The sequence below is a fragment of the Aeromonas sp. 95A genome, assembly GCF_051919235.1.
In the GTDB taxonomy this organism is placed as follows: domain Bacteria; phylum Pseudomonadota; class Gammaproteobacteria; order Enterobacterales; family Aeromonadaceae; genus Aeromonas; species Aeromonas veronii.
In genome coordinates this window covers 942,549-967,838 of record NZ_JBQBFC010000001.1, presented here as the reverse complement: position 1 = coordinate 967,838, position 25,290 = coordinate 942,549, and the positions used below count along the sequence as shown (strand labels likewise).

Genomic DNA, 25,290 nt, shown 5'->3' with positions numbered 1-25,290 from the left:
TTGATCCCGCCGAGTGAGCTCGGCGAAACACAGCGGCAAGGGAGGCGGCCAGCGCCTCTCTATTTGCGGTATTCGTTGTTGTAGTTCTGGATGAGACGGCGAGTCACCTCATGTTGGGGATCGGCAAACACTTTGAGGGTCTTGCCGCGCTCCACCACTCGACCTTCGTGCATCACCAGCACCTCGTCACTGATATGGCTGACGATCCCCAGGTCGTTGGCTACCAGCACATAACTCAGCCCCATGGTCTCCTGCATCTCCAGCAGCAGATTGATGATCTGGGAGCGTACCGAGATATCCAGGGTGGAGAGCGCCTCATCGGCCACCACTATCTTGGGGTTGAGGATCAGTGCCCGCGCCAGCGCCACCCGCTGTTGCTGACCGGAGGAGAGCATCTGCGGATAGAACAGGGCGTGATCCGGCAGCATCCCCACCATGCGCAGGGTTTGCACCACCTTCTCACGGCGCTCCTCCTCGGTCATCTCGGTGTTGAGGCGCAGCGGGGTTTCCAGGATCTGGCCGACCCGGATCTTGCGGTTCAGCGAGGTGTTGGGATCCTGAAAAATCATCCGCAGCAGTTTGCAGCGTGTCTGGTAATCGCCATGCACCATCAGCTGGCCGTCGATGGCGATGTCGCCGCTGGTGGGTTCGATCATGCCAGCCAGAATGCGGGCGAGGGTACTCTTGCCGGAGCCAGCTTCGCCGACGATGGCGAGGGTCTGACCCACTTCGAGATCGAACGAGAGGGGCTTGATCGCCTCCACCGCCTGACGACGGAACAGACCGGTGCGGTTCTGGTAGGTTTTGCTAAGGCCTCTGACCTGCAACAGGGATGGCTCGATCACAAGCGGGGCTCCTTCATGGGGGCATTAACGGTCATCATTTTTTTGGCTCCTCCATGTTCAGCGGGAAGTGACAGCTGAACTGATGGCCCTTGATCTTGTTCATCAACGGAGTCTGCACGCACTGCTTCTGGGCGTAGGGGCAGCGCGGCCCCAGACGGCAGCCGATGGGCAGGTGTTGCAGCGGCGGGATGACGCCGGGCAGGGTCTCGAGGCGCGACTTGTGGCGCACCAGCTTGTCAAAGTCGGGGATCGATTTGAGCAGGGCATCGGTATAGGGGTGGTGCGGGGTCTCGAGGATCTGCTCCCGGGTGCCCACTTCCACCATCTGGCCGCAGTACATCACGTTGATGGTGTCGGTCAGGTTGGCGATGGCGGCGATGTCATTGCTGATGATCAGGATGGTGGTATTACCCAGCTTGTTCATCTTGTCCAGCAGTCGCAGGATCTGGGAGTGGGTGGTGGACTCCATGGCGCTGGTGGGCTCGTCGGCTACCAGCAGACGCGGCTGGTTGGCAATGGCCATGGCGATCATCACCTTCTGGCACATGCCATCCGACAGCTCATGGGGATAGGCGCGCATCACCTTGCGGTGATCCTTGACGCCTACCCGGTGCAGCAGGGCGATGGCCTTCTTCTTGCGCCACTGGAAGCGCTGCCAGAATTGTCCCTCGAACGAATCGGTCGGGATCGCCTCTTCCAGCTGGGTGCCGATCTCCTCGGAGGGGTCGAGACAGCTGATGGGGTCCTGGAAGATCATGGCGATCTCGCGACCCATGATGCGACGGCGCTCCTTGGGAGCCATGGTCAGCAGATCCATGTCGTTGAAACGCATCCGGTCGGCACGAACCGTCCAGTTGTCTTTCTCGATGCCGACGATCACCTTGGCGATCAGACTTTTTCCGGAGCCGGATTCACCCACCAGACCGCGGATCTCCCCCTCGGTCAGGGTCAGGCTCACCTTGTCCACCGCCTTGACTTTGCCTTGCGGGGTGTCGATCTCGATGGTGAGATTGCGAATATCGAGCAGCGGCATCAGTCGTTCCCCTCTTTAAGTGCTTCGCGAATGCCTTCACCAACTAAATTGGTGACCAGCACGCTGAACAGGATGGCGATGCCGGGCAGGGTGACGGTCCATGGGGCGAGATAGATAAGGTCGCTCGAATCGGCCAGCATGGTGCCCCACTCCGGTTGGGGAGATTGGGCGCCGAGGCCAAGAAAACCGACCGCCGAGATATCGAGAATGGCCGCCGACAAGGTGCGGGTGGTCTGGGCCACCAGGGTTTCGACGATGTTGGGCAAAATAGCCAGCCGCATGATCCGGAAGGGAGGCGAGCCATCGAGGCGGCTGGCGGTGATGTACTCCTTCTGCATCTCGGCATGCACTGCGTTATAGGTGGCCCGGATAAAGGGCGGGATCAAAGCGAGCGTAATGGCAATCAGGGTATTGCCAAAACCCGGCCCCATGATGGCGACCATGATGATGGCCATCAGCAGGGAGGGGATGGAGAGCAGGGTATCGAGCAGGTGGTGCAGCACGCTCGATTTAAGCCCCTTGCTCATCCCGCCGAGGATACCGATGGCGGAGCCCACCACCATGGCGATCACCACCACGACCAGCGCATAGCCGAAGGTGAGGCGCGCCCCCACTACCAGCCGGGAGAGCATGTCGCGCCCCAGATCGTCGGTGCCGAGGAAGTAGTCGATGTTGCCGGTTGCCGCCCAGGAGGGGGCGAGCAGCAGCTTGTCGGTGTGCTGTTCATCGATGCCGTAGGGGACGACCAGCGGCCCCACCAGCGTGATGAGCAGCAACAGCAAAAAGCACCAAAGCCCTGCCATCGCCAGCGGATTGCGGCTGTAGGAGGCCCACGTCTGCTCAAGGGGCGAGAGGATCTTGAGCTCGGGATAGATGTTCGATTTATCTTGCATAGGATACCTGGCTCCTGGTCACGCCATGAGCGCGTTCAATCTTGTTTGGCATACAACTCTTTGCGCCGTGCCGGATAGATAAGGGTGGTCAGCAACTCGGTGCTGACGCTGGTCAGGATCACGAAACTGGCCACCACCAGGGTCGCGCCGCGAATGGCGGCGTAATCCTGCAGGGCGATGCTGCTGATGAGCCAGCGGCCGATCCCGTGCCACTCGAACACCACCTCGGTGATCATGGCGGAGGTGAGCACGCTACCCAGTTGCAGACCCAGCAGCGGCAGTACCGGCGGCAGGGCGTTCTTCAGACCATGGCGCCAAACGATCTGCGCCTTGGAAAGGCCCCGGCTCGCCGCCGCCTTGATGTAGTTCTGCTTCATCACGTCGATGAGGGAGCTGCGCACATGGCGGATCACCTCGGTAGTGGGCACCACCGCCAGCACCAGTGACGGAAGGATCAGGTGGCGCAGGGCATCATGCAGCGCCGCTTGCCGCCAGGGCTCGTTGCTGAGCAGCACATCGAGCACCGCGATGCCGGTTATGGGGGGCACGTCGTAGAGCAGGCTGATCTGCCCGGAGGCTGGCAACCAGCCGAGATCCAGCGAAAAGAGCATCACTACCAGCAGTGCCAGCCAGAACACCGGCACCGCATAGCCGATAAGACCGGCAGTCATGATGGAGAGATCCAGCGTCTTTCCCTGGGACAGGGCCGCCAGGGTGCCGAGGGGAATGCCCACCAGCAGCGAGATGGCGAACGCCGCCAGACAGAGGATCAGGGTTGCCGGGAAGTAGTGACGGATCTCGTCCAGCACCGGCAGCCCGGAGACGCTGGAGAGCCCCAGGTCACCTGCGAAAATGCGGCGCAGGAAGTCGGGATAGCCGCTCCAGAAGCTGAGCTGATGGCCGATCAGCCGATAGTCCAGCAGATAGGCGACAAAGGTTAGCGTCAGCAGGGTGATGAGCAGCAGGTTGATGCGGCGCAAGGTGTATAGAAGCATGCTTACTCCCTGTGAGCCTGGTTGAAGGAGGTGCCACCAAAGGGCATCAGCGTCAGCCCCTCGATGTCGCTGCGGCTGACCTGGGTACGCAAGGCGTGCGCCAGCGGGATCAGCGGCAGCTGTTCGTTGAGCAGGGTCTGGGCATAGTAGTAGTTGCGCAGCCGGAACGAGAGCTGGGGCGTGGTGACCGCATCATCCAGCAACTGATCGAAGGCCGGGCTACACCAGCGGCTGTAGTTGTTGCCGCGCTCCACTGCCGAGCAGCTCAGCAGCTGGCGGAAGAAGTTGTCCGGATCGGCGTTGTCGGCAATCCAGCCGGAGAGCAGACTGTCGTACTGCCCCTTGGTGAGGCGGCCTTCGATCACCGGCCACTCCCGTTGCACGATCTTGAGCTTGATCCCGACCTTGGCCAGATCGCTGCGGATCAGCTGGGCGGTCTTGACCGCATCCGGGTTGTAGGGGCGGGCGTCCGGTTGCACCAGCACCTGCATCTCGAACCCTTTCTCCAGTCCCGCCTCCTTGAGCAGCTGGCGCGCCCGTTTCAGATCGGGTTTGCGCTCGGGCAGGCTCGGGTTGTACCCCCATGAGAGGGTCGGCAGCAGGCTGTTGGCGGGCAGGCCGGTATCGAAATAGACCGCCTGAAGCAGGTTGTCGATATTGATGGCGCTGGCAATGGCCTGACGCACCTTGACGTTGTTGAACGGCGGCTTGCGGGTATTGAGGGCCAAAAAGGCGACGTTCATCCCCGACTGGACCGAGAGACTGAGCGCCGGATTTTGCTTGATCACCGAGAGCTGGCTGGCGGAAGGGGTGCTCATCACGTCGCACTCGCCGGTCAGCAGCTTGGCCAGCCGTTTGGCGGATTTGGGGGTGATGTCGTAGACCAGCTGTTCAATCTTGGCATCTCCACCCCAGTAGCCGGGGTGGCGCAGATAGCGAATGAACTCGTTGTGGCGATACTCCTTGAAGCTGAACGGCCCGGTGCCGATGGGGCGGCTATCCAGCAGGGCTGGCGTGCCCGCCTGCAACATCTGCTCGGCGTATTCGGCGGAGAGGATCACCGCATAGTCGCTGGCCAGGGTGGCGAGGAAGGAGGCGTTCGGCTGATTCAGCTCGAATACCACCGTCTGCGGCCCCTTCTTGCTCACCCGCTTGATCAGCAGATCTTGCCCCAGGCTGTAGAAGTAGGGGTAATCGCCGCCGGAGACATTGTGATAGGGGTGCTGTTCGTCAAGCTGGCGGGCATAGGTAAATACCACATCATCGGCATTGAAAGTGCGGGTGGGCTTGAACCAGGGGGTATGGTGAAACGTCACCCCCTTGCGCAGGGTCAAGGTATAGGTGAGGCCATCCTCGCTGACATGCCAGTTGGTGGCGAGCGCCGGCTCCAGCGCCAGGGTGTTGGGGTTCACCTCCAGCAGGCGGTCGTAGAGCGGACGGGCACTGGCATCCAGTGTCACCCCGGAGTTGGAAACATGGGGATTGAAGGAGAGGGGGGATCCCTCAGCACAATAGATGAGTCCGGTTTTGGAGGCCTCGGGTTGCTTCTGGCAGCCGGTGACCAGCACCAGCAGACCCAGCAGCAAGGGTGTGAGCATTCTCATTGTTGAACCATGTTCTTATAGGGGTTTTGTACGCACGTTTTGATACAAATGTGCCAGCGCGAAGGCTGGCGTGTTGCTGGAGTCGGCATCAACCGCGCTCCTTCACTCTTGTTCTGCATCGTTATCGCCATCCAGCAGCTGATATTTGCGTAGCATGCCACGGAACTGGTGATAGCTTAAGGCCAGCAGTTGAGCGGCTTTGCGCTGATTATACTGGGATTGCTGCATCGCTTGCTTGAGTAAATTAATCTCGTACTCCGCCACCGCCTGCTTGAGATCGAGCGGCAACGCAAGGGGGGATGCAGATTGTACCTCGCTTCGGGCCTCTTGCGCAGGTTGCGTGACCTGTGGTCGCCAGGGGGAATCAAACGGGTTGAGCACCAGTGTCGAGAGCGGCAGCTGGGGATTGCCCTGACGATAGATACTGCGCTCCACCACGTTCTTCAGCTCCCGCACGTTACCCGGCCAGTGGTAATCCAGCAGTAGCTGGGTTGCCTTGCGCGAGAAACCGGCAAACAGCGGATAGCCCAGCTCCCGGGTCATGCTGTGGGCGAAGTGCTCCGCCAGCATCAGGATATCTTCCCGCCGCTCCCGCAAGGGGGGGAGGGTGATCACATCAAACGCGAGCCGGTCGAGCAGATCGTGGCGAAACTGCCCCTTGTCAGCCAGCGCAGGGAGATCCTCGTTGGTGGCGCAGACCAGTCGCACATCCACCTTGAGGGGCTTGGCCCCACCCACCCGCTCGAACTCGCCATACTCGATGACCCGCAGCAACTTCTCCTGCACCCTGGCGCTGGTGGTGGCCAGCTCGTCGAGGAAGAGGGTGCCGCCATCGGCCCGCTCGAAGCGGCCCTGATGCCGCTTGGCCGCGCCGGTAAACGATCCCGCTTCGTGACCGAACAGCTCGGTCTCCAGCAGGCTCTCGCTCAGGGTGGCGCAGTTGATGGTGACAAAGCTTTGATCCCAGCGCGCCGAGAGATAATGTAGGCGGTGGGCGATCAGCTCCTTGCCCGTCCCCCGCTCACCGATGATCAGCACGGGTTTGCGCAGCGAGGCGAGCCGTGAGGCCTGCTCAATGATCTCGAGAAATGCGTTGGATTCCCCCAGCAGGCTTTCCGTGGCCGTGGTCATAGTGATCCCTGTCAGTTGTAAAAGCTGGTCAATCTTACCAAAAGTTGGTGATTTTAATCATCACTTGCGCGAGGCATCTTGCAATCCGGCTATTCTGCCCCATATAAATCAACAAGTTAAATTTTGTTCCAGATTGGCACACAAGTTGCCATTGTCAATGGAGAAACAACGCCATGCCAATAACAGGAGTGCAATCATGAGTATTTTTTCCCGTCTGGCCGACATCATCAATTCCAACCTGACGGCCCTGCTCGACAAGGCAGAAGATCCCCAGAAGATGGTGCGCCTGATCATCCAGGAGATGGAGGACGAGCTGGTCAAGGAACGTTCCAATCTGGCCCGCTTCCTCGCCAGCCAGAAAGAGATTGGTCGTCAGGTCGCCCGTCATCAGGAGCGGGTCGACGAGTGGCAAGCCAAGGCCGAGCTGGCCCTGACCAAGGGACGTGAAGATCTGGCCCGCGCCGCCCTTATCGAGAAGAAGAAACAGACCGAGTTGTCAGAGACCCTCTACCGCGAGCAGCAGGCGGTCGACAGCGGCATCGAGAAGCTGGGTGAGGAGATCCGCCAGCTCGAAGCCAAGCTGGAAGATGCCCGCGCCCGTCAAAAGGCGATGGCCATTCGCACCGAAGCGGCCAGCAGCCGTCTCAATGTGCAGAGCCAGGTAGCCCGTGGCGAGAGCCAGGCGGTGGTGAGCAAGTTTGAGCGGATGGAGCGTCGCATCGACGAAATGGAAGCGCGCGCCGATCTGGGTCAGTCCGACAAGGCGCTGGCGCAGCAGTTTGCCGAGCTGGAAGTGGACGATCAGATAAGTCGTGAGCTGGAAGCCATGCGCCAGAAGCTGGGCCAGGGCGACAGCAAAAGCGAAGGCAAACAGGGGGAGTAACAGATGGAAGATCTGCTGGGCGTATTGATGGTTCCCATGGTGGTCTTCATGGTGGTGGTAGCCCCCATCTGGCTGGTGCTGCACTACCGGGCCAAGGGGCGGATTGGCGCCGGTCTTGCCGATAGCGAGCGGGAACAGCTGCAAGGGCTGCTGGCTCGCACCGAGAAGATGCAGGAGCGAGTGGGCGCGCTGGAGTCGATTCTGGATGCAGAAGTACCCGGTTGGAGGAACAAGGTATGAGCAGTGTCAGTCGTGAAGGGCGTAACCTCTATCGTGATCCCCAGCGTGGCAAGATAGCCGGGATCTGTGCCGGTTTGGCTGAGTATTTCGGGGTGGAGACCTGGATCGTGCGGCTGCTCGCCATCAGTGGCCTTATCTTCGCCGGTTTCATCACCTTCACCGCCTATATCGCTGCCTGGTTCTTGCTCGATAAAAAGCCGGTCACCCTCTATTCGCAAGAGGATGCCGACTTTGCCGAGGTGCGGATGAAAGCGCGCAGCTGGCAGGCGGGGATCACCCCTCATCAGGCGCTGGGCCGCATCGCGCAGGAACTTGACGCGCTGGAGCCCAGAGTTCAGCGGATCGAGAAGCTGGTGACCTCAAGGGAGTTCACCCTGCAGCGGGAATTTCGCAAGCTGTAGTTTTTGCTGAAGCCCCCATGTCGATGGCGGCGCCTCCCGTGATGCGCCACCATCGACACCAGCTATCCAGATGCAACCACCAAGGGAGAACGGGTCAAGCCTTGATACTCAATAAACTGGAACAGAAGTTGACTCGCCTGCAACACAAGGCGAACGACGTGGTGAACCGGGTGCGGGATCGCCATATTCGGCTGGCGGTGACCGGCCTCTCTCGCAGCGGCAAAACCGCCTTTATCACGGCGCTGGTCAACCAGCTGGAACACGCGGCCATCGACGGCCGTTTGCCGTTGTGGGATGCCCTGCGTCAGGGGCGCATCCTCGGTGCCCGCCGGGTGCCGCAGCTCAATGCCCACATCCCCACCTTTGCCTACGAGCGTGGCCTCGACTCCCTGTTTGGCGATCCACCTGCCTGGCCCGAGCCCACCCGCGGCGTGGCCGAGGTGCGTCTCGAAATTCGCTATCGCACCCGTCATCCCCTGCGCAAACATCTGGGGGAGATCTCCACCCTCTACGTGGATCTGGTGGACTACCCCGGGGAGTGGCTGCTCGACTTGCCGCTCCTTGAGATGAGCTACGAGCAGTGGAGCGAACAGGTGCGCGAGCAGCTTCGTCGCCCAGAGCTGCAGGCTCTTGCCGCCAGCTGGCTGACACCCGGGTGGCAGGCCGATCAGCACTTCGAAGAGCGGCCGGTGGCTGAGCTAGCCGAGCGTTACACCGCCTATCTGCATGCTTGCAAACAGGAATTGGGATTGCACCTGATCCAGCCCGGCCGTTTCGTGTTGCCGGGCGAGTATGCCAGTGCTCCCATGCTGCAATTTGTCCCCTGGGTGTGGGAGATGCCTGTCGGCGAGCCCGCCGATGGCACTCTTTACGCCACTCTCAAGCAGCGCTTCGAGCAGTACAAGCAGCATCTGGTGCAGGGTTTTTATGAGCAGCACTTTGCCGGCTTTGATCGCCAGATCGTGCTGGTGGATTGCCTGCAGCCGCTTAACGCCGGGGCGGCCAGCTTTGGCGACATGCAGCAGGCCATCGCCCGCATCATGGAGAGCTTTGCCTACGGCAAAAGCAACTGGTGGCGGCGGCTCTTTTCGCCCCGTATCGACAAGCTGCTCTTTGTGGCGAGCAAGGCCGATCACGTCACCCCCGAACAGCATGCGCCCATGGTCTCCCTGCTCCAGCATCTGGTGCGCAGCGGTCGCGGTCAGGCCCGTTTTGAGGGGATCACCACCGAGTGTCTGGCGCTCGCCGCCATCAAGGCGACCGAGGTGGGCAAGGGGATGGCCAATGGCCGCGAGTTCCCCGCCATCCGCGGCACCAGCCTGAGCGGTGAGCCGCTGCTGCTGTTCCCCGGGGAGGTGCCGCCCCATATTCCCCCCGCACAGTGGTGGAACAGTCAGGGTTTTGATTTTCAGGCGTTTCGCCCCATGCCCATGAGCCCCCATCAGGCGCTGCCCCATATCCGGCTCGATGCAGCGCTGGAGTTTCTGCTCGGGGATCACCTCGAATAACGGTGTGCGGCAGGGTTTGTTTCCTGCGCCGCCCGCAGGAGACTGTTTTCAGGAGAATAAGGCGATGAACGATCAGATAAAAGAGCGGCCACCGCTGCAGGGCAAGGTGATCCTTGAGCCTGCCTTGACGGTGGCCAGTGACGAGCGACCGCCCGCACCAGCTCAGCGGCTGGAGGAGGCAAGTTTCGAACGCCTCGACGAGCTGGACGAGTTCACCGAGGTGGAGAGCGCCCTCGTCATCAAACCGCGTCGCCGTCATCGGCTGCTGGCGTGGGGGCTGGGGGCGGTCGGTCTGCTCTCGTTGGGCCAGTATGGCGCCTTTCTTTACGATCAATTCCTCACCACCCCGCTCTGGGGCAGCGCCTGGCTGGCAGCCTCGGCGCTGGTGGCGGCGGGTACCGCCAGCGTGGTGGGGCGTGAGTGGCTGCGGCTGCGCACCCTCAAGCGGCGTCAGGATGTGCGCTCGCGCGCAGAAGATCTGCTTGCTCATCAGGGAGTCGGGCAGGGGCAGGCCTTTTGCGAAGGGTTGGCGGTCAAAAGTGGCGACAAGGGGCGCGAGGGGTATCAAACCTGGCTGGCCCAGATCGACGAGAGCCACAGCGATCGGGAAGTGCTGACCCTCTATAGCCAGCTGGTACTCGGCGAGCGTGACAAGCTGGCCCAGGCGCGGGTGGCCAAATGGTCGGGGGAGGCCGCTGTGCTGGTGGCGTTGAGTCCGCTCGCTACCGTCGACATGATGCTGATGCTGTGGCGCAACCTGCGGATGATCGAGGATATCGCCGATGTCTACGCCATCGAGCTCGGCTACTGGAGCCGCATACGCCTCATCCGTCAGGTGTTTCGCAACATGCTCTACGCCGGTGCCACCGAGCTGGTGACCGAGGTGGGGATGGACTTGCTGGGCGCCGAGTTTGCCGCCAAGCTCTCTGCCCGCGCGGCGCAAGGGGTGGGCGCCGGGCTGCTCACCGCCCGCCTTGGCCTGCGCACCATAGAGGCGTGCCGCCCGTTGCCCTGGTGTGCGGACGAGAAACCCAAACTCGGCGAGCTGCGCAAGCGGCTGATCGGCCAGCTGGCGGGGTATCTCAACAAATCCTGATAGCCCTGTCTGCACCTTGCTGCGATGACCCATGCCCCTGTTGTGCTCGCCAAGCCGCAGGGGCATGGTTTTAATCGGCAGATCATTGAGTTGGCAGCAGTGCCCGGTTTTGGCGAGACGCCCGTTTACGGTTAAGCTGGCAGTCAATCTTACCAATCACACTCATCGAACCAATCGGCAAGGATGCCCGATGAACTTTACCTTTCGCCAGATCCGCTATTTCGTGGCCGTGGCCGACAGCTTCTCAGTGAGTCGTGCCGCCGCCGAGCTGCATATCTCCCAGTCGGCGGTCACCAGCGCCATTCGCGAGCTGGAGACCGAGCTCGGCGCCCCGCTATTCGAGCGCAACCCGCGTGGCGTCACCCTCACCACTCAGGGCCACCAGTTTTTGCTCCACGCCCGCCGTATTCTCGGCGCCATGACCGAGGCGAGCCACTCCCTCAAAGCGGTGGCCCAACAGGATCAGGGGCGACTCACCATCGGCGTGACCACCCTGGTGGCGGGTTACTACCTCTCAGAGGCGCTTGGCCGCTTTCGCCGCGCCTTTCCGGCGGTACAGATCGAGGTGAAGGAGGATGAACAGCCTTTTCTGGAGCACCAGATCGTCAACGGCGAGGTGGATGTGGGGATCCTGATGACCAACCGCACCATCCGGCAAGAGGCGTTTGATACCGAATTGCTGACCCGTTCGCCGCTGCGGCTCTGGCTGGCCGCCAACCACCCGCTCTGCGCCGAGTCGACCCTCTCGCTCACCGCGCTGGGGGAGGAGCCGATGATCTCGCTGACCGCCGATCAGCTCGATCAGATCATCGGTGGCGGCCTGCGCCGCTACGGCATCTCCCCCCGTATCGTACTGCGCACCGCATCGGTGGAGGCTGTGCGCAGTCTGGTGGCGAGCCAGCTCGGGGTCGCCCTGTTGCCCGATTTTGCCTATCGCCCCTGGTCGCTGGAGCAGGAGCGGGTCGAGGCGCGCCCCATCAAGGAGCCCATTCCCGCCATCGATATCGGTCTGGTGTGGCGCCGTGGTTCTCGGCTGGATTGGACGGCGCGGGAATTTATCGATATCGCACGGGATCAGAGCCGATTGAGAGCTCGTCAGGCGCTCCCTCGCTAGCCATCTCTTGCGGGGTAGCCACCAAAAATCAGATTCATCTGCACTCGATATCGATTTAGCTGATACCTGAGCCACCAAAAATTGAAATATTCATCGTATTGCCACTCCCCTAAGCTCATTGCTGGTTAACAGGATGTTAACGCCCATGGCGGCGTTCCTTCACCTGATGCAAGTCAACACAATGCAAGGAGTGCATGATGAAATTGACCCCTCTGATGCTGGCTCTTGTGCCGGCGCTGCTGGCAGGCCAGACCCAGGCTGCCCCGACCGAGCTCGGCAAGGGTGAAGGCCAGCTCAATATCGTGGCCTGGGCTGGCTACGTTGAGCGTGGCGAGACCGACAAGAACTACGACTGGGTGACCGGATTCGAGAAAGAGACCGGCTGCAAGGTGAGCGTCAAGACGGCGGCCACCTCGGACGAGATGGTGGCGCTGATGAACGAGGGGGGCTTCGATCTGGTGACCGCCTCCGGCGATGCCAGTCTGCGTCTGATTGCCGGTGGCAAGGTGCAGGCGCTCAATCTGGCGCTCATCCCGAGCTACAGCAAGATTGATCCCCGGCTGCAAAATGCCCCCTGGCACACAGTGGATGGCAAGCACTACGGCGTGCCCTACCAGTGGGGCGGCAATATCCTGATGTACAATACCAAGGTGTTCCCCAAGGCACCGGACTCCTGGAACGTGGTATTCGAGGAACAGACCCTGGCGGATGGCAAGTCCAACAAGGGGCGGGTGCAGGCCTTTGACGGCCCGATCCACATCGCCGATGCCGCCCTCTATCTGATGACCCATCAGCCCGCACTGGGCATCAAGGATCCTTACGAGCTGAACGAGGATCAGTACAAGGCCTCCCTCGATCTGCTGCGCAAGCAGCGCCAGCTGGTGGGACGCTACTGGCATGATGCCTTCGTCCAGATCGATGACTTCAAGAACGAAGGGGTGGTTGCGTCAGGCTCCTGGCCATTCCAGGCCAACGCCCTGATCGCCGACAAGCAGCCCATCGCCACCACTGTGCCGAAAGAGGGCGTGACCGGTTGGGCCGATACCAGCATGGTGCACAGCGATGCCAAGAACCTCACCTGCGCTTACAAGTGGCTGGAGCACTCTCTGAGCAACAAGCTGCAGGGGGATCTCGCCGCCTGGTTTGGCTCGGTGCCTGTGGTACCTGCCGCCTGCGAGGGCAATGCCCTGCTGGGCCCGACCGGGTGCAAAACCAACGGTATCGACAACTTCGATCGGGTTCGCTTCTGGCGCACTCCGGTCTCCCAGTGCAAGAGCCAGGGAACTTGCGTGCCCTATTACCGCTGGGTTTCCGACTATATCGCCATTCTGGGCGGTCGCTGAGGTGGGGTGAGCAGCGTTTCCTCTGCACAGTTGCTCAAACCGAATAATCAAGCGGGCCGGACAGGAGTCCGGCCCATCCCAGCACAGACAAGGATGCCCCATGAACGCCGTACAATTTGACCGGGTCAGCCGCCACTATGGCGAGGTGAAGGCGGTCGATGACATCTCTTTCCAGATCCCCTCCGGGGAATTCTTTACCCTGCTGGGGCCGAGCGGTTCCGGCAAGACCACTTGCCTGCGGATGATCGCGGGCTTCGAGTACCCGAGCGACGGGGAGATCCGCCTGTTTGGCGAACCCTGCTCCACCGTGCCCCCCTACGATCGCAACCTCAATACCGTGTTTCAGGACTATGCCCTGTTTCCCAACATGGATGTGCGCGACAACATCGGCTATGGCCTGATGCTCAAGGGGGTCGCCAAGGCTGAGCGTTACCGCAAGGTGGACGAGATGCTGGAGCTGGTGCGACTGCCCGGGGTCGGCAAGCGCCGACCAAGCCAGCTCTCCGGCGGCCAGCGCCAGCGCATCGCCATCGCCCGGGCGCTTATCAACCAGCCACGCATCCTGCTGCTGGACGAGCCGCTGGGGGCCCTCGATCTCAAGTTGCGCGAGCAGATGCAGCTTGAGCTCAAGGCGTTGCAACGCCAGTTGGGCATCACCTTTATCTTCGTCACCCACGATCAGCAGGAGGCGCTCTCCATGAGCGACCGGATCTGCATCTTCAGTCAGGGCAAGATTGAGCAGATAGCCGCCCCCGATACCATCTACGACGCTCCGGCGACGCCGTTTGTGGCCCGCTTCGTCGGTACTGTCAATCTGTTCGAAGGGGAGCAGGCCAGACGGCTGTGCGGCGACGGCAGCCAGATGATGGTGCGCCCGGAGCGGATCCGGCTCGCTGAGGCGGGCACGCCGGGCTGGTCGGGGGAGATCCGCGAGGTGGAGTATCTGGGCCCCTTCGTCCGTTATCGGGTTGATCTCGGGGAGCAGCTCGAGATCATCGTCAATCACCCCAATGAGGGGCAGGCCCGTCTGGCGCGTGGCAGCAGGGTCAGCCTCAGCTGGCCGGAGCAGGCTATCCATCGCCTGAGCGGCGCCCATCAGGGGGCGCAGCCATGAGTGCCCCTCACAGTGCGAGTCTTGCCATGAACCATCAGCCCGAACCTGCCCGTTTCAGGCCGCTGCGGCGCCTCTCGACCCTGCTCTATGGTCGACCCGGCCTGCTGCTGGCGATCCTGCTGGGGCCGCCGCTGCTGTGGCTCGGCATCATCTATGTCGGCTCCTTGCTGATGCTGCTCTCCAACTCTCTGTTCGGGCTGGACGAGTTCAGCGGTCAGGTGCGCCACGAGCTGGGGCTGCAAAACTTCGTCGCCCTGCTGCGGCCGGAGAATCTGGATGTGATCGGCCGCACCGTCGGCATGTCGCTGCTGGTGACCCTGGCCTGCGCCCTGCTCGGTTTTCCGGTTGCCTACTACATGGCACGCTACACCAGTGGCAAGACCCGGGCGCTGTTCTATGTGGGGATCATGCTGCCGCTCTGGTCCAGCTATCTGGTGCGGGTCTACGCCTGGAAGCTGATCTTGGCCAAGGAGGGGGTAGTAAGCTGGCTGGCAGACAGCATGGGGCTGGAGTGGCTGCTCGATGCCATCCTCTCCTTGCCGGTGATAGGTGGCCCGTCGCTCTCCTTCTCGCGGCTCGGCACCTTTATCGTGTTCGTCTATGTCTGGCTGCCCTTCATGATCCTGCCCATTCAGGCGGCGGTGGAGCGTATACCGCGATCCCTCTTGGAGGCGAGCAGCGATCTGGGGGCGACACCCGCCCAGACCTTTCGCAACCTGATCCTGCCGCTGGCGTTGCCCGGTGTGGTGGCGGGCTCCATCTTCACCTTCTCGCTGACCCTCGGTGATTACATCATCCCCGGCATCATTGGCAACTCGACCATGTATATCGGTCAGGTGGTCTACATGCAGCAGGGGACGGCGGGCAACTTGCCCTTTGCCGCCGCCTTCTCGCTGGTGCCGATCCTTATCATCGCCATCTATCTGGCGATTGCGAAACGACTGGGGGCTTTTGATGCGCTTTGACCATCTCGCTCTGAACCGGCAGCAAGGAGGCCGTCATGTCAGCTAGCTCAGTGATCAGTCAGGGACAGCGCCCTTCGGGCCTGCTCAAGTACGCCGCCATCGGCGGGCTCTTGTTCCTGCACTTTCCCATTCTGTTTATCTTCCTCTACGCCTTCACCAGCGAGAGCAAGAGTTACCAGTTTCCGCCCCCCGGACTCACTCTCAAATGGTTCGAGGTAACCCTCAATCGCCCCGATGTGTGGCGTGCCATCCAGCTGTCACTGGAGGTCGCAGGGCTGGCGACACTGGCGGCCATGATCCTCGGCACCTTGGCAGCAGGGGCCATTGCCCGCAGCCGCTTCTTCGGTCAGGAGGTGGTGTCGCTGTTGCTGGTGCTGCCCATCGCGCTGCCCGGTATCGTCACCGGTATCGCGCTGCGCTCGGCCTACGGCCTGATGGAGATCCCGTTCAGCTTCTGGACCATCGTTATCGGCCACGCCACCTTCTGTGTGGTGGTGGTCTACAACAATGCGCTGGCCCGTTTTCGCCGCACCAACCAGAGCCTCATCGAGGCGTCGATGGATCTCGGGGCCGACGGCTTCCAGACCCTGCGCTACGTGATCCTGCCCAATCTGGCCACGGCGCTGCTGGCGGGGGGCATGCTGGCCTTTGCCCTAAGTTTTGACGAAGTGATCGTCACCACCTTTACGGCGGGCCAGCAGACCACCCTGCCCATCTGGATGTATCAGGAGCTGATCCGTCCCCGTGACAGGCCGGTCACCAACGTGGTGGCCCTCATCATAGTGGCCTTCACCACTATCCCTATTTTGCTTGCCTACTACCTCACTCGCGACACCCATGATGTCGCTGGCAGTGGCAAATGATGACTCAACGCGTGCGCAAGGATGCAACCATGAAACTCTCTACCCAACTCTTGATTGATGGCCAGTTTGTGACCGGCGAGGGGCAGGCCGAACCTATTCTCAACCCGGCCAACGGCGAACAGATCGCCGCCGTGCCCGAAGCCTCGTTCGAACAGGTGAACCGGGCGGTGAACGGTGCCCAGCGCGCCTTCGCCCAGTGGAGCCGCACCACCCCTGCCCAGCGCAGCAACCTGCTGCTGCGTCTGGCGGATCTCGTCGAGCGCCACGCCGAGGAGTTTGCGGCGCTCGAATCCCTCAACTGCGGCAAACCCTATCTGGCTGTGCTCAATGACGAGCTGCCCGCGGTGGTGGACTGCTTCCGCTTCTTTGCCGGGGCGGCCCGCTGCCTGCAAGGGCCGCTGGCGGGGGAGTATCTCGAGGGGCACACCAGCATGATCCGCCGCGACCCCATAGGTGTTGTGGGCAGTATTGCCCCCTGGAACTACCCGCTGATGATGGCGGCCTGGAAGATGGCGCCGGTGCTGGCGGCGGGCAATACGGTGGTGCTCAAACCCTCCGAGCAGACCCCGCTTACCGCGCTGCGTTTGGCTGAGCTGGCCAGCGAGATCTTTCCCCGCGGCGTTATCAACGTCATCTGCGGGCGGGGCGAGAGTGTGGGGGCGCCGCTGGTGGAGCACCCGCTGGTGCGGATGGTGTCGCTCACCGGCGATATCGCCACCGGCCAGAAGATCCTGCAGAGCGCCGCCCGCACCATGAAGCGTACCCACCTTGAGTTGGGGGGCAAGGCGCCGGTGATTATCTTCGACGATGCGGATCTGGAGGCGGTGGTGGCGGGCATTCGCACCTTCGGTTTCTACAATGCAGGGCAAGATTGCACCGCCGCCTGTCGTATCTATGCCCAGGGCAAGATCTACGACAAGTTCGTCGCAGCCATGACCGATGCGGTGGCTTCCATCAAGGTGGGCAGCCAGTACGAGGAGGGTGTGGAGATGGGGCCGCTTATCTCGGACAGACAGCGCAACCGGGTCGCCAGCTTTGTCGAGCGGGCCCAGAGCAGCGGTCATGTGGAGGTGACGGCGGGGGGCAAGATCCGCCCCGGCAACGGCTTCTTCTTCGAGCCGACCCTGATTGTCGGGGCCCGTCAGGAGGATGAGATCGTGCGCCGCGAGGTGTTTGGCCCCGTGGTGTCGGTGACCCGTTTCAACGATGCCGAGCAGGTGGTGCAGTGGGCCAACGACTCGGACTATGGCCTCGCCTCGTCGGTCTGGACCAAAGATCTGAGCCTCGCCAGCAAGGTGGCCAGCCACCTGCAATATGGCTGCACCTGGATCAATACCCACTTCATGCTCACCTCCGAGATGCCCCACGGCGGAATGAAGATGTCGGGCTACGGCAAGGATCTCTCCCTCTATGCGCTGGAGGATTACACGGTGCCGCGCCATATCATGGTCAAGCTGTAGTGGGGATTGGTTAGCGGGTTGTCACAATTTATTTACAACTGATTCAGGCAGCCGACTCATGGGTCGGCTGCTTTTTTTGTTGCCATTTCGTTACAGTGAAGTCGTGATGAAACGGCAAGGCGCCTTGATATGGCGCCAGAGGATGGAACCGCTATGGCAACCTTCTACACCGCCCACCAGCCGGATGCTGACGGGGTGATCCACTACAGCAACGAAGAGCATGGCACCTGGCAGATCCTGATCGAACGTCAGTTCGCCGCTCTTGCTGGCAAGGGGTGTAACGAGTATCTGGCCGGTCTCGACAGGCTGGGGCTGCCCCGTGATCGCATCCCCCAGCTGGCCGAGATCAACGCCGTCTTGCAGCCTGCGACCGGCTGGTCGGTGGCGGCAGTACCTGCACTTATCTCGTTCGATCGCTTCTTCGCCCTGCTGGCCAATCGCCAGTTTCCGGTAGCGACCTTTATCCGGCGCCGGGACGAGCTCGACTACCTGCAAGAGCCCGATATCTTTCACGAGATCTTCGGCCACTGCGCCATGCTGACCAATCCGGCCTTTGCTCACTTTACCCATCTTTACGGCCAGTTGGGGCAGCAGGCGAGCAAGGAGCAGCGGGTCTTTCTGGCGCGGCTCTACTGGTTCACCGTGGAGTTTGGCCTCTTGGCAACGCCTGACGGGCTGCGTATCTACGGCGGCGGTATTCTCTCCTCTATCGGCGAGACCGCCTATGCCCTTTCCGGCAAGCCGCTGTTGCAACCCTTCGATCTACTGACCGTGCTGCGCACCCCCTATCGCATCGACATCATGCAGCCCACCTATTTTGTGCTGCCGAGTCTCGATCATCTCTACCAGCTGACCGGGGAGGAGATCATGGCTGCTCTGGCCGAGGCCAGTCGGCTTGGCCTCTATCCGCCGCGTTTTGAGGTTGCCGCTGGCAAACAGGCGAGCTGACCAAAAGCAAACAACCCTATTTTATTTTCATTAATTCAAGCAGGAGTAACCCATGTCCGAACTGGCCAGCCAGCAGTGTGAAGCGTGTCGCGCCGATGCCCCCAAGGTGAGCGATGAGGAGCTGCGCGAGCTGATGCAGCTTATTCCCGACTGGCAGCCGCTGGTGGAGGAGGGGACGCTGCAACTGCGGCGAGAATTTACATTTCGCAACTTCAAGGAGGCGCTGGCGTTTACCAACCGCCTGGGGGAGCTGGCGGAAGCGGAGTTCCATCATCCGGCCATCCTGACCGAGTGGGGCAAGGTGACCGTCAGCTGGTGGACCCACAAGATCGGCGGATTACACCGCAACGACTTCATCATGGCTGCGCGTACAGACCAATTGCCCAGATAATCTGAGAACAGGTTGAGGCGGAGTATCCCCCTTCCTGCATTTCTGACCGAATGGGGGAAGGTGACCGTCAGCTGGTGGACGCACAAGATCGGCGGATTACACCGCAACGACTTCATCATGGCGGCGCGCACCGATCAGTTGCTCCGGTAATCGCACCCCACACCAGCGTCATCGGTTGACCCGGGCCTGCCTGCGAAAGCGGGGCAGGCCCGCATTTTTATGGGCTGGCGCTCGCACTGGGGGGATCGAGACTGTATTATCCGATCATTCATAGAGTTAGCTAGGAAGTGTGTCCCGAATGCGTCTTGAAGTCAGCTGTGAAGACCGCCTGGGCCTGACCCGGGAACTGCTCGACCGCCTGGTGGAGCACAATATCGATCTGCGCGGCATCGAAATCGATACCTCAGGCATCATCTATCTCAACTTTCCCGAGCTGGAGTTCAGTGATTTTCAGCACCTGATGCCGGAGATCCGCCGCATTCCCGGCGTCTACGACGTCAAGACCATCCCCTACATGCCTTCCGAGCGAGAGCACCACGAGATCGAGGCGCTGCTCAAGGCGCTGCCGGATCTGGTCTTCTCCCTCGACAGCAAGGGCAAGGTGACCCAGGCCAACCAGTCTGCCCTCACCACCCTCGGCTTGCCGGTGGAGGAGGTGCGCGGCGTGGCGCTCGGTTCGCTGGTCAAGGGTTTCTCCTTCACCCGCTGGCTGGAGGCGAGCGAGATCAAGCCGCAGACCTGCAAGCTCAGTTTCAATGGCGAAGAGTATCTGGCAGATCTGATGCCGCTGTTCGTGGCAGAAGCCCGGGGCAAGCAGGCGCTGGCCGGGGCCGTGGTGGTGCTCAAATCTGCCCGCCGGGTCGGCCTGCACTTCAGCGCGCTTCATGCGGTGGAAGTGGGGGGCTTCGAGCATCTGCAGGCCGAGAGTCCCAAGATGAAAGAGGTGCTGTCGCAAGCGCGCAAACTGGCGATGCAGGACGCGCCGCTGCTGATTGTCGGCGAGACCGGCACCGGCAAGGAGCTGCTGGCCCGTGCCTGTCACGGGGCCAGCCTGCGCTCCAGCCACCCCTTTATGGCCCTCAACTGCGCCGCCATGCCCGATAACGTGGCCGAGAGCGAGCTGTTTGGTTATGCCCCCGGCGCCTTTGGCAACAACACCGAGGGCAAGCGCGGCGTGCTGGAGCTGGCGAGCGGCGGCACCCTGATGCTGGACGAGATCGGCGACATGTCTCCCCATCTGCAGACCAAGTTTTTGCGGGTGTTGCAGGATGGGGTATTCCGCCGGGTCGGTGACGAGCAGGAGGTGAAGGTCAACGTGCGTTTCATCTGCACCACCCAGAAGCAGTTGCTGGATCTGGTGCACGAAGGAACCTTCCGCGAGGATCTCTACTACCGTCTCAACGTGCTCAGTCTGGCGTTGCCCCCCCTGCGCGAGCGCAAGGCGGACATCATGGTGCTGGCCCAGCAGTTTGTCTCCCGCTTTGCCAGCGAGTTGCAGCGACCCCGTCCGCGCTTTACCCGCAACATGGCCGACTACCTGACCGCCTACCGCTGGCCGGGCAACGTGCGCCAGCTGCGCAACTGTCTCTACCGTGCCATGACCCTGCTGGAAGGGGATGAGCTGGGGCCCGAGCAGATCGACCTGCCGGTGGCGGCCGATACCATGCCGCTGATCGACGAGTGGTTTGAGGGGAATCTCGACGATGCGGTGAAGCGCTTCGAGAGCCAGCTGCTGGCCCGGCTCTATCCCGCCTTCCCGTCGACCCGTCAGCTGGCCAAACGCCTGGGCGTGTCGCATACCGCCATCGCCAACAAGCTGCGGGAATACGGCATCAGCAAGAAGTGATTTCCGCCTTGCTGCCTGCCACCAGAGAGCCCGTTACCAGACGGGCTCTCCGTTTTCTTTACACGAACTCGGTAGATGATGGCGGGGTGAGACTTGTCAGGCCAGTGTCAGCCAACTTACTATCTGGGTTCATGTACCCGAACCGCAATGCCATAGCAGCGGTATTGTCAAGGCGACTACCTCCCGATCATGCTGTTACTCTTTTCCCCCGTTTAACTGCCCGTCTGGCGCTCCTGTTGGTTGCGTTTGGCCTGCTGTTGCCCCGCGCGCTGGCGGAAACGGCCGCAGAGAGCCGGGCGACGGCGGTCAGGGAGCTGGTGCTCGATATCATGAGTTATACCCGCTGGCCCACCGAGCCTGCGGTACTGCGCATGTGCGTGGCGGCGCCGACCGAATATGCCGGCGCCCTCTTTACCATCGATCGTCAGGCCAATGGCCGTACCGTGCAGGTCCATCGTTACGAGGCGAGCGATCCGGCCATCAGCGATCACTGCGATGTGCTCTATCTGGGGGTACTCGACGAGCCGACCCGGATTGCGCTGTTTGCCCGCCTGCAGGGACACCCAGTGCTCAGCATCAGCGAATACAACCACGACTGTTCCACCAGCTCGGTGTTCTGCCTGCAGACCTCGCCGGACAGCGTGCGGGTGCGGTTTAAAGTGAACCTCGATGCCCTGGCCCTGAGCGGCGTGCGGGTGCATCCCGCGGTGCTCAAGCTGGCCCATGCCGACAAGGGGGTCCCATGAGACGACAGGTGAGCGCGGCTCCCCGCCGTCTGACCCTGCGTCAGAGCCTGGGGCGAACCCATCTGGTGGCCGCCATCACAGCCGTCAGCGTGGCAGGACTCTTTTTTACTCTGGTGGCCCTGCTGGTAGTGCGTTTTTACGCCGACCACAATCTGGAGCTGGTAGCCCGCGCCATCAGCTACAGCGCCGAGGCGGCGGTGGTGTTCCACGATGAGGAGGCGGCGAGCGAGGCGCTCAGTGGTATCGTTGCCAAGGAAGAGGTGGCCCAAGCCACTATCGTGCTGACCAACGGTCAGCTGCTTGCCAGTTGGGAGCGCCCCAGAAGCAACCCGCTGGTGACGCTCGAAGACTATCTGGCCCAACTGCTGATGCCGGGGCCTGTCAAGCTCCCCATGCTGCGGGGTGGTGAGCAGATCGCCACCATCGAGCTGCGCGACCACGGTGAATACCTGCTGCTGTTTTTGCTCTCGGCGCTGCTGGTGATGGTGGTTTGCCTGATGCTGAGCGCCATGGTGGCACTCTATGTGGCTGACCGGATGCAGGTCTCCATCACCGCACCGCTGCGCAAACTGGCACTTGTCGCCCACTCGGTACGCCGACAGCGCACCTTGGGGATGCGGGTGCCACCGGCCGATATCGTCGAGATTAACGAGCTGGGGGATGACTTCAACTCCCTGCTGGACGAGCTGCAAGCCTGGCAGGCCCAGCAGGCCCGCGAAAATGCCAGCCTGCTCCATCAGGCGACTCACGATGCCCTCACCGGACTGCCCAATCGCGCCCTGTTTGAAGCGCGGCTCGCGCAGGCCATCTCCCTCGGCGAGCAAGAGGGGTTTGCGCTGCTCTATCTCGACTGCGATCGCTTCAAGCAAATTAATGACACGCTGGGGCACAACGCCGGTGACGATGTGCTGATCGCGCTCTCAAGACGGGTGCAACATCAACTGCGTCCGGATGATCTGGTGTTTCGCCTCGGTGGTGACGAGTTTGCGGTGCTGGTTGGCCCACTCCAGCGACAGCATGAGGTGGAAGAGGTGATTGGCCGCATCCAGCAGGCGATGAGCGAACCGGTGGCGCTGCGTGATGGTCGTCAGCTGGTGGCAGAGGTGAGTGTCGGCTTTGCCGTCTATCAGGCGGGCATGAGTGCCAGCGTGCTGTGTGATCAGGCCGATGCAGCCATGTATCTGGCGAAACGGGCGCGCCGCAGCGAACAGCAAACCATCGCCTGACTGGCAAGAATAACAACATAAACAAGGAGCAAACCATGAAGATCACCCACCTGTTGAAAGTGACCCTGCTGGGGTTGATGTTGTCGCTGCTGGCCGGTTGCCAGAGCGCGCCCAAGGGGTTGACCCCGGAGCAAATCGCCGTGCTCAAGGAGCAGGGCTTTTATCTGACCGATGAGGGGTGGACGCTGGATCTGGCCAACCGGGTGCTGTTTGCCAACAACGTGGGGGCGCTCAATCCCCAGACTCGTCAATCCGTTGAAAAACTGGGTAAAACACTGCTTGGCGTAGGGTTGGACAAGGCGCGGGTGGATGGGCACACCGATAATACCGGCGAGAGCAGCTACAACCAGCAGCTCTCCCTGAAGCGGGCCCAGTCGGTAGCCGATGTGCTGGTCTCGGTCGGCATGAAGCCAGCCAATCTGGAGATCCATGGCCGTGGCGAGACCATGCCGCTGGCGGATAACAAGACCAGAGAGGGCCGTGCCGCCAACCGCCGGGTTGCCATCGTCATCAGCGATCAATAACCTTTTCATCGTTTCGTTACCCATAAAAAAAGAGCGCCCGATCGGCGCTCTTTTTGATCGCGACAGCTGGGGTCGCGAGGGCATGTGCGGGCAGGGTTACTGCGCGCTATTTTGCCCGTTATTGTCGTGATGGCTGCGCAGGCGGATGTTGATCATCTCCACCACCAGCGAGAAGGCCATGGCGAAGTAGATGTAGCCCTTCGGAATGTGCAGGTCCATCCCCTCCGCCATCAGGGCGAAACCAACAAGGGTGAGGAAGGAGAGAGCCAGCATCTTGATGGTGGGGTGGGCATCGACAAAATCACCGATGGATTTGGCGGCAAACATCATGATGAGGACGGCGATCATGATGGCCAGCACCATCACCGGCACGTGATCGGCCATGCCGACCGCGGTGATCACCGAGTCGAGGCTGAACACGATATCGAGGATGGCGATCTGGATCAGGGTGCTGATAAAGCCCGAGGCCGCTTTGCTGACGCTTTCCGGCTCGGCCGCCCCTTCCAGGGTGACGTGGATCTCGTGGGCACTCTTGCCGATGAGGAACAGGCCCCCCAGCAGCAGGATCAGGTCGCGGCCGGAGATGGCTTCACCCAGCACGGTGAAGAGCGGATCGGTGAGGCGCATCACCCAGGCCAGCGAGAGCAGCAGCAGGATCCGGGTACCCATGGCGAGCCCCAGACCCAGAATTCGCGCTTTTTGACGCTGCGCCTCCGGCAGGCGACCGACCAGGATGGAGATAAAGATGATGTTGTCGATGCCCAGCACGATCTCGAGCAGGGTAAGGGTGGCGAGTGCGACCCAGGCAGAGGGATCAAGAACCCATTCCAGCATGATTGAACCTTGGTTGAAAATTGGTTGGAAAATTGAAGCAGCGCATTCTAGCAGGGGCGCCACTGCTTGTCCCAGAGGGGGGAAAAGATAAAAATGGTGGCCATCGCAAGGGAGGGTGGCATGTTTCGATTAGGGTTCATCATTAATCCGGTCGCCGGGATTGGCGGCGCAGTGGGGCTCAAGGGCAGTGACGGTGTAGTGGCCGAGGCGCTGGCCCGTGGCGCTGTGCCCAAGGCGCAGGAGCGGGCGCGGCAAGCCTTGTTGCCACTGTGCGAGCTGAGCGTCCCGTTTGAACTGCTGACGGTGGCGGGAGAGATGGGGGAGGCGGTGGCCCGCGAGCTGGGGTTGCCCTGTCGGGTCATCTATCAACCGGTCGGGGAGAGCACCTCGGCCGATGATACCCGCCACGCCGCCGGGCTGATGCGCGAAGCCGGGGTCGATCTGCTGCTGTTTGCTGGTGGCGATGGCACGGCGCGGGATATCTGCGCCGCGGTGGGGGAGTCTTGCCATGTGCTCGGCATTCCCGCGGGGTGCAAGATCCACTCCGGCGTCTACGGGGTGACGCCCGCCGCCAGCGGGCGGGTGGTGGCGCGGATGATCGCAGGGGAACTGCTCAGCCTGATCGATGCCGAGGTGCGCGACATCGACGAGGAGGCGTTTCGCGCGGGCAAGGTGCGGGCCCGCCACTACGGCCAGCTGAAGGTGCCCGGTGATCTGCGTTACGTACAGGCGGTCAAGCAGGGGGGCAAGGAGTCCGAAGAGCTGGTGTTGGCGGATCTCGCCGCCGGTGTGGTGGAGCAGATGGAGCCCGATACCCTCTATCTGATGGGCTCCGGCAGCACGGTGGCAGCCTGTATGGCAGAGCTCGGTTTGGAAAATACTTTGCTCGGTGTGGATCTGGTGGAAAATGGCCGACTTATCGGGCAGGATCTCAGCGCCGCCGAGATCCTGACCCGGATCCGCGGTCGTCGCTGCCGACTGATCATTACCCTGATAGGCGGACAGGGACATCTGTTCGGGCGCGGAAATCAGCAATTGAGTCCTGAGGTGATTCGGTGTGTCGGGCTGGACAATATCCAGGTGCTGGCAACCAAAGCCAAGCTTGCAGCCCTTGCGGGCAGGCCGCTGCTGGTGGACACCGATGATCCCGAATTAAACCGGGCGTTGCGTGGTTATCTGCGAATAACCACAGGATACAAGGATCAGGTCATCTACCCGGTGGCCAACCCGGAATAGGACGCCAAGGACGCTGCTGGCCTGGCGCCAGAGAGCTGCAATCAACCGGAT

Annotated in this window: 25 protein-coding genes and 1 pseudogene; 19 read left to right on the top strand and 7 right to left on the bottom strand. The window is 61.7% G+C overall.

The features are described 5' to 3' along the window. Positions 1–59: 59 nt before the first annotated feature. The 6 genes from ACTG2U_RS04275 to pspF form a co-directional block, all read right to left on the bottom strand. On the bottom strand, positions 60–845 hold the full coding sequence (locus tag ACTG2U_RS04275; protein ID WP_005333681.1) for a peptide ABC transporter ATP-binding protein: 786 nt from the start codon (positions 843–845) through the stop codon (positions 60–62). 34 nt (positions 846–879) lie between these two features. Then, complete coding sequence (locus ACTG2U_RS04270) at positions 880–1,878, bottom strand: peptide ABC transporter ATP-binding protein (RefSeq protein WP_005333679.1); 999 nt, start codon at positions 1,876–1,878, stop codon at positions 880–882. Next, positions 1,878–2,771 carry an ABC transporter permease subunit gene (locus ACTG2U_RS04265; protein WP_005333677.1) on the bottom strand — a complete coding sequence of 298 codons (894 nt, stop codon included), beginning with the start codon at positions 2,769–2,771 and terminating at the stop codon, positions 1,878–1,880. Before ACTG2U_RS04265 ends, ACTG2U_RS04270 begins: the two co-directional genes overlap by 1 nt. A gap of 35 nt (positions 2,772–2,806) precedes the next feature. After that, the gene (locus ACTG2U_RS04260) at positions 2,807–3,766 is read right to left on the bottom strand and encodes an ABC transporter permease (RefSeq protein ID WP_439974088.1); all 960 of its coding nucleotides are present in this window, start codon (positions 3,764–3,766) and stop codon (positions 2,807–2,809) included. Positions 3,767–3,768: 2 nt separating this feature from the next. Continuing rightward, positions 3,769–5,364, bottom strand: a complete 1,596-nt coding sequence (gene sapA, locus ACTG2U_RS04255; protein ID WP_041202111.1) for an ABC transporter substrate-binding protein SapA — start codon at positions 5,362–5,364, stop codon at positions 3,769–3,771. A 108-nt stretch (positions 5,365–5,472) separates the two neighbouring features. Beyond that, entirely contained in the window at positions 5,473–6,501 is a 1,029-nt protein-coding gene (pspF, locus tag ACTG2U_RS04250; RefSeq protein ID WP_439974087.1) for a phage shock protein operon transcriptional activator, read from the bottom strand. A 196-nt stretch (positions 6,502–6,697) separates the two neighbouring features. Here pspF and pspA point away from each other — a divergent pair, with 196 nt between their 5' ends. From pspA to ACTG2U_RS04160, 18 genes and pseudogenes are all read left to right on the top strand, one after another. Further along, positions 6,698–7,384 (top strand): phage shock protein PspA, encoded by a 687-nt coding sequence (pspA, locus tag ACTG2U_RS04245; RefSeq protein ID WP_005361184.1) that lies wholly within the window; start codon positions 6,698–6,700, stop codon positions 7,382–7,384. Positions 7,385–7,387: 3 nt separating this feature from the next. Next, a complete protein-coding gene (gene pspB, locus ACTG2U_RS04240; protein WP_005333672.1) occupies positions 7,388–7,624 on the top strand; it encodes an envelope stress response membrane protein PspB in 237 nt (78 codons plus the stop codon). Next, on the top strand, positions 7,621–8,025 hold the full coding sequence (gene pspC / locus ACTG2U_RS04235; RefSeq protein ID WP_005333670.1) for an envelope stress response membrane protein PspC: 405 nt from the start codon (positions 7,621–7,623) through the stop codon (positions 8,023–8,025). Before pspB ends, pspC begins: the two co-directional genes overlap by 4 nt. A gap of 101 nt (positions 8,026–8,126) precedes the next feature. After that, the gene (locus tag ACTG2U_RS04230; RefSeq protein WP_429013657.1) at positions 8,127–9,533 is read left to right on the top strand and encodes a YcjX family protein; all 1,407 of its coding nucleotides are present in this window, start codon (positions 8,127–8,129) and stop codon (positions 9,531–9,533) included. Between the two features lie 64 nt (positions 9,534–9,597). After that, positions 9,598–10,629: a YcjF family protein gene (locus ACTG2U_RS04225; RefSeq protein ID WP_224969910.1), complete on the top strand. Its 1,032-nt coding sequence runs from the start codon at positions 9,598–9,600 to the stop codon at positions 10,627–10,629. A gap of 190 nt (positions 10,630–10,819) precedes the next feature. Further along, positions 10,820–11,743, top strand: a complete 924-nt coding sequence (locus ACTG2U_RS04220) for a LysR family transcriptional regulator (protein ID WP_005346246.1) — start codon at positions 10,820–10,822, stop codon at positions 11,741–11,743. 197 nt (positions 11,744–11,940) lie between these two features. Further along, positions 11,941–13,086 (top strand): ABC transporter substrate-binding protein, encoded by a 1,146-nt coding sequence (locus ACTG2U_RS04215; RefSeq protein ID WP_019444922.1) that lies wholly within the window; start codon positions 11,941–11,943, stop codon positions 13,084–13,086. Between the two features lie 100 nt (positions 13,087–13,186). Further along, positions 13,187–14,200 carry an ABC transporter ATP-binding protein gene (locus tag ACTG2U_RS04210; RefSeq protein ID WP_139708577.1) on the top strand — a complete coding sequence of 338 codons (1,014 nt, stop codon included), beginning with the start codon at positions 13,187–13,189 and terminating at the stop codon, positions 14,198–14,200. After that, complete coding sequence (locus tag ACTG2U_RS04205; protein ID WP_005346227.1) at positions 14,197–15,165, top strand: ABC transporter permease; 969 nt, start codon at positions 14,197–14,199, stop codon at positions 15,163–15,165. The genes ACTG2U_RS04210 and ACTG2U_RS04205 overlap by 4 nt, the downstream gene beginning before the upstream one ends. Before the next feature lie 35 nt (positions 15,166–15,200). Then, positions 15,201–16,028, top strand: coding sequence for an ABC transporter permease (locus ACTG2U_RS04200; protein ID WP_042062244.1), 828 nt, complete (start codon positions 15,201–15,203; stop codon positions 16,026–16,028). Between the two features lie 29 nt (positions 16,029–16,057). Further along, the gene (locus ACTG2U_RS04195) at positions 16,058–17,488 is read left to right on the top strand and encodes a gamma-aminobutyraldehyde dehydrogenase (RefSeq protein WP_019444919.1); all 1,431 of its coding nucleotides are present in this window, start codon (positions 16,058–16,060) and stop codon (positions 17,486–17,488) included. 153 nt (positions 17,489–17,641) lie between these two features. Beyond that, complete coding sequence (gene phhA / locus ACTG2U_RS04190; protein WP_416245678.1) at positions 17,642–18,436, top strand: phenylalanine 4-monooxygenase; 795 nt, start codon at positions 17,642–17,644, stop codon at positions 18,434–18,436. Between the two features lie 52 nt (positions 18,437–18,488). Continuing rightward, positions 18,489–18,827 (top strand): 4a-hydroxytetrahydrobiopterin dehydratase, encoded by a 339-nt coding sequence (locus tag ACTG2U_RS04185; RefSeq protein ID WP_439974086.1) that lies wholly within the window; start codon positions 18,489–18,491, stop codon positions 18,825–18,827. Positions 18,828–18,860: 33 nt separating this feature from the next. Next, a pseudogene (locus ACTG2U_RS04180) lies at positions 18,861–18,977 on the top strand (4a-hydroxytetrahydrobiopterin dehydratase); the annotation flags it as partial. 148 nt (positions 18,978–19,125) lie between these two features. After that, positions 19,126–20,673, top strand: coding sequence for a transcriptional regulator TyrR (gene tyrR / locus ACTG2U_RS04175; protein ID WP_005333656.1), 1,548 nt, complete (start codon positions 19,126–19,128; stop codon positions 20,671–20,673). Positions 20,674–20,804: 131 nt separating this feature from the next. After that, a complete protein-coding gene (locus tag ACTG2U_RS04170) occupies positions 20,805–21,419 on the top strand; it encodes a YfiR family protein (protein ID WP_439974085.1) in 615 nt (204 codons plus the stop codon). Continuing rightward, positions 21,416–22,645 (top strand): diguanylate cyclase domain-containing protein, encoded by a 1,230-nt coding sequence (locus ACTG2U_RS04165; protein ID WP_439974084.1) that lies wholly within the window; start codon positions 21,416–21,418, stop codon positions 22,643–22,645. The genes ACTG2U_RS04170 and ACTG2U_RS04165 overlap by 4 nt, the downstream gene beginning before the upstream one ends. Positions 22,646–22,680: 35 nt before the next feature. Beyond that, a complete protein-coding gene (locus tag ACTG2U_RS04160) occupies positions 22,681–23,169 on the top strand; it encodes an OmpA family protein (protein ID WP_005333642.1) in 489 nt (162 codons plus the stop codon). Positions 23,170–23,265: 96 nt separating this feature from the next. Here the strand turns inward: ACTG2U_RS04160 and ACTG2U_RS04155 are convergent, their stop codons facing one another. Continuing rightward, positions 23,266–24,003 carry a TerC family protein gene (locus ACTG2U_RS04155; protein ID WP_058056946.1) on the bottom strand — a complete coding sequence of 246 codons (738 nt, stop codon included), beginning with the start codon at positions 24,001–24,003 and terminating at the stop codon, positions 23,266–23,268. Positions 24,004–24,123: 120 nt separating this feature from the next. Between ACTG2U_RS04155 and ACTG2U_RS04150 the strand changes: the two genes are divergently transcribed. Then, complete coding sequence (locus ACTG2U_RS04150; protein WP_319920686.1) at positions 24,124–25,239, top strand: ATP-NAD kinase family protein; 1,116 nt, start codon at positions 24,124–24,126, stop codon at positions 25,237–25,239. The last annotated feature ends 51 nt before the right edge of the window (positions 25,240–25,290 follow it).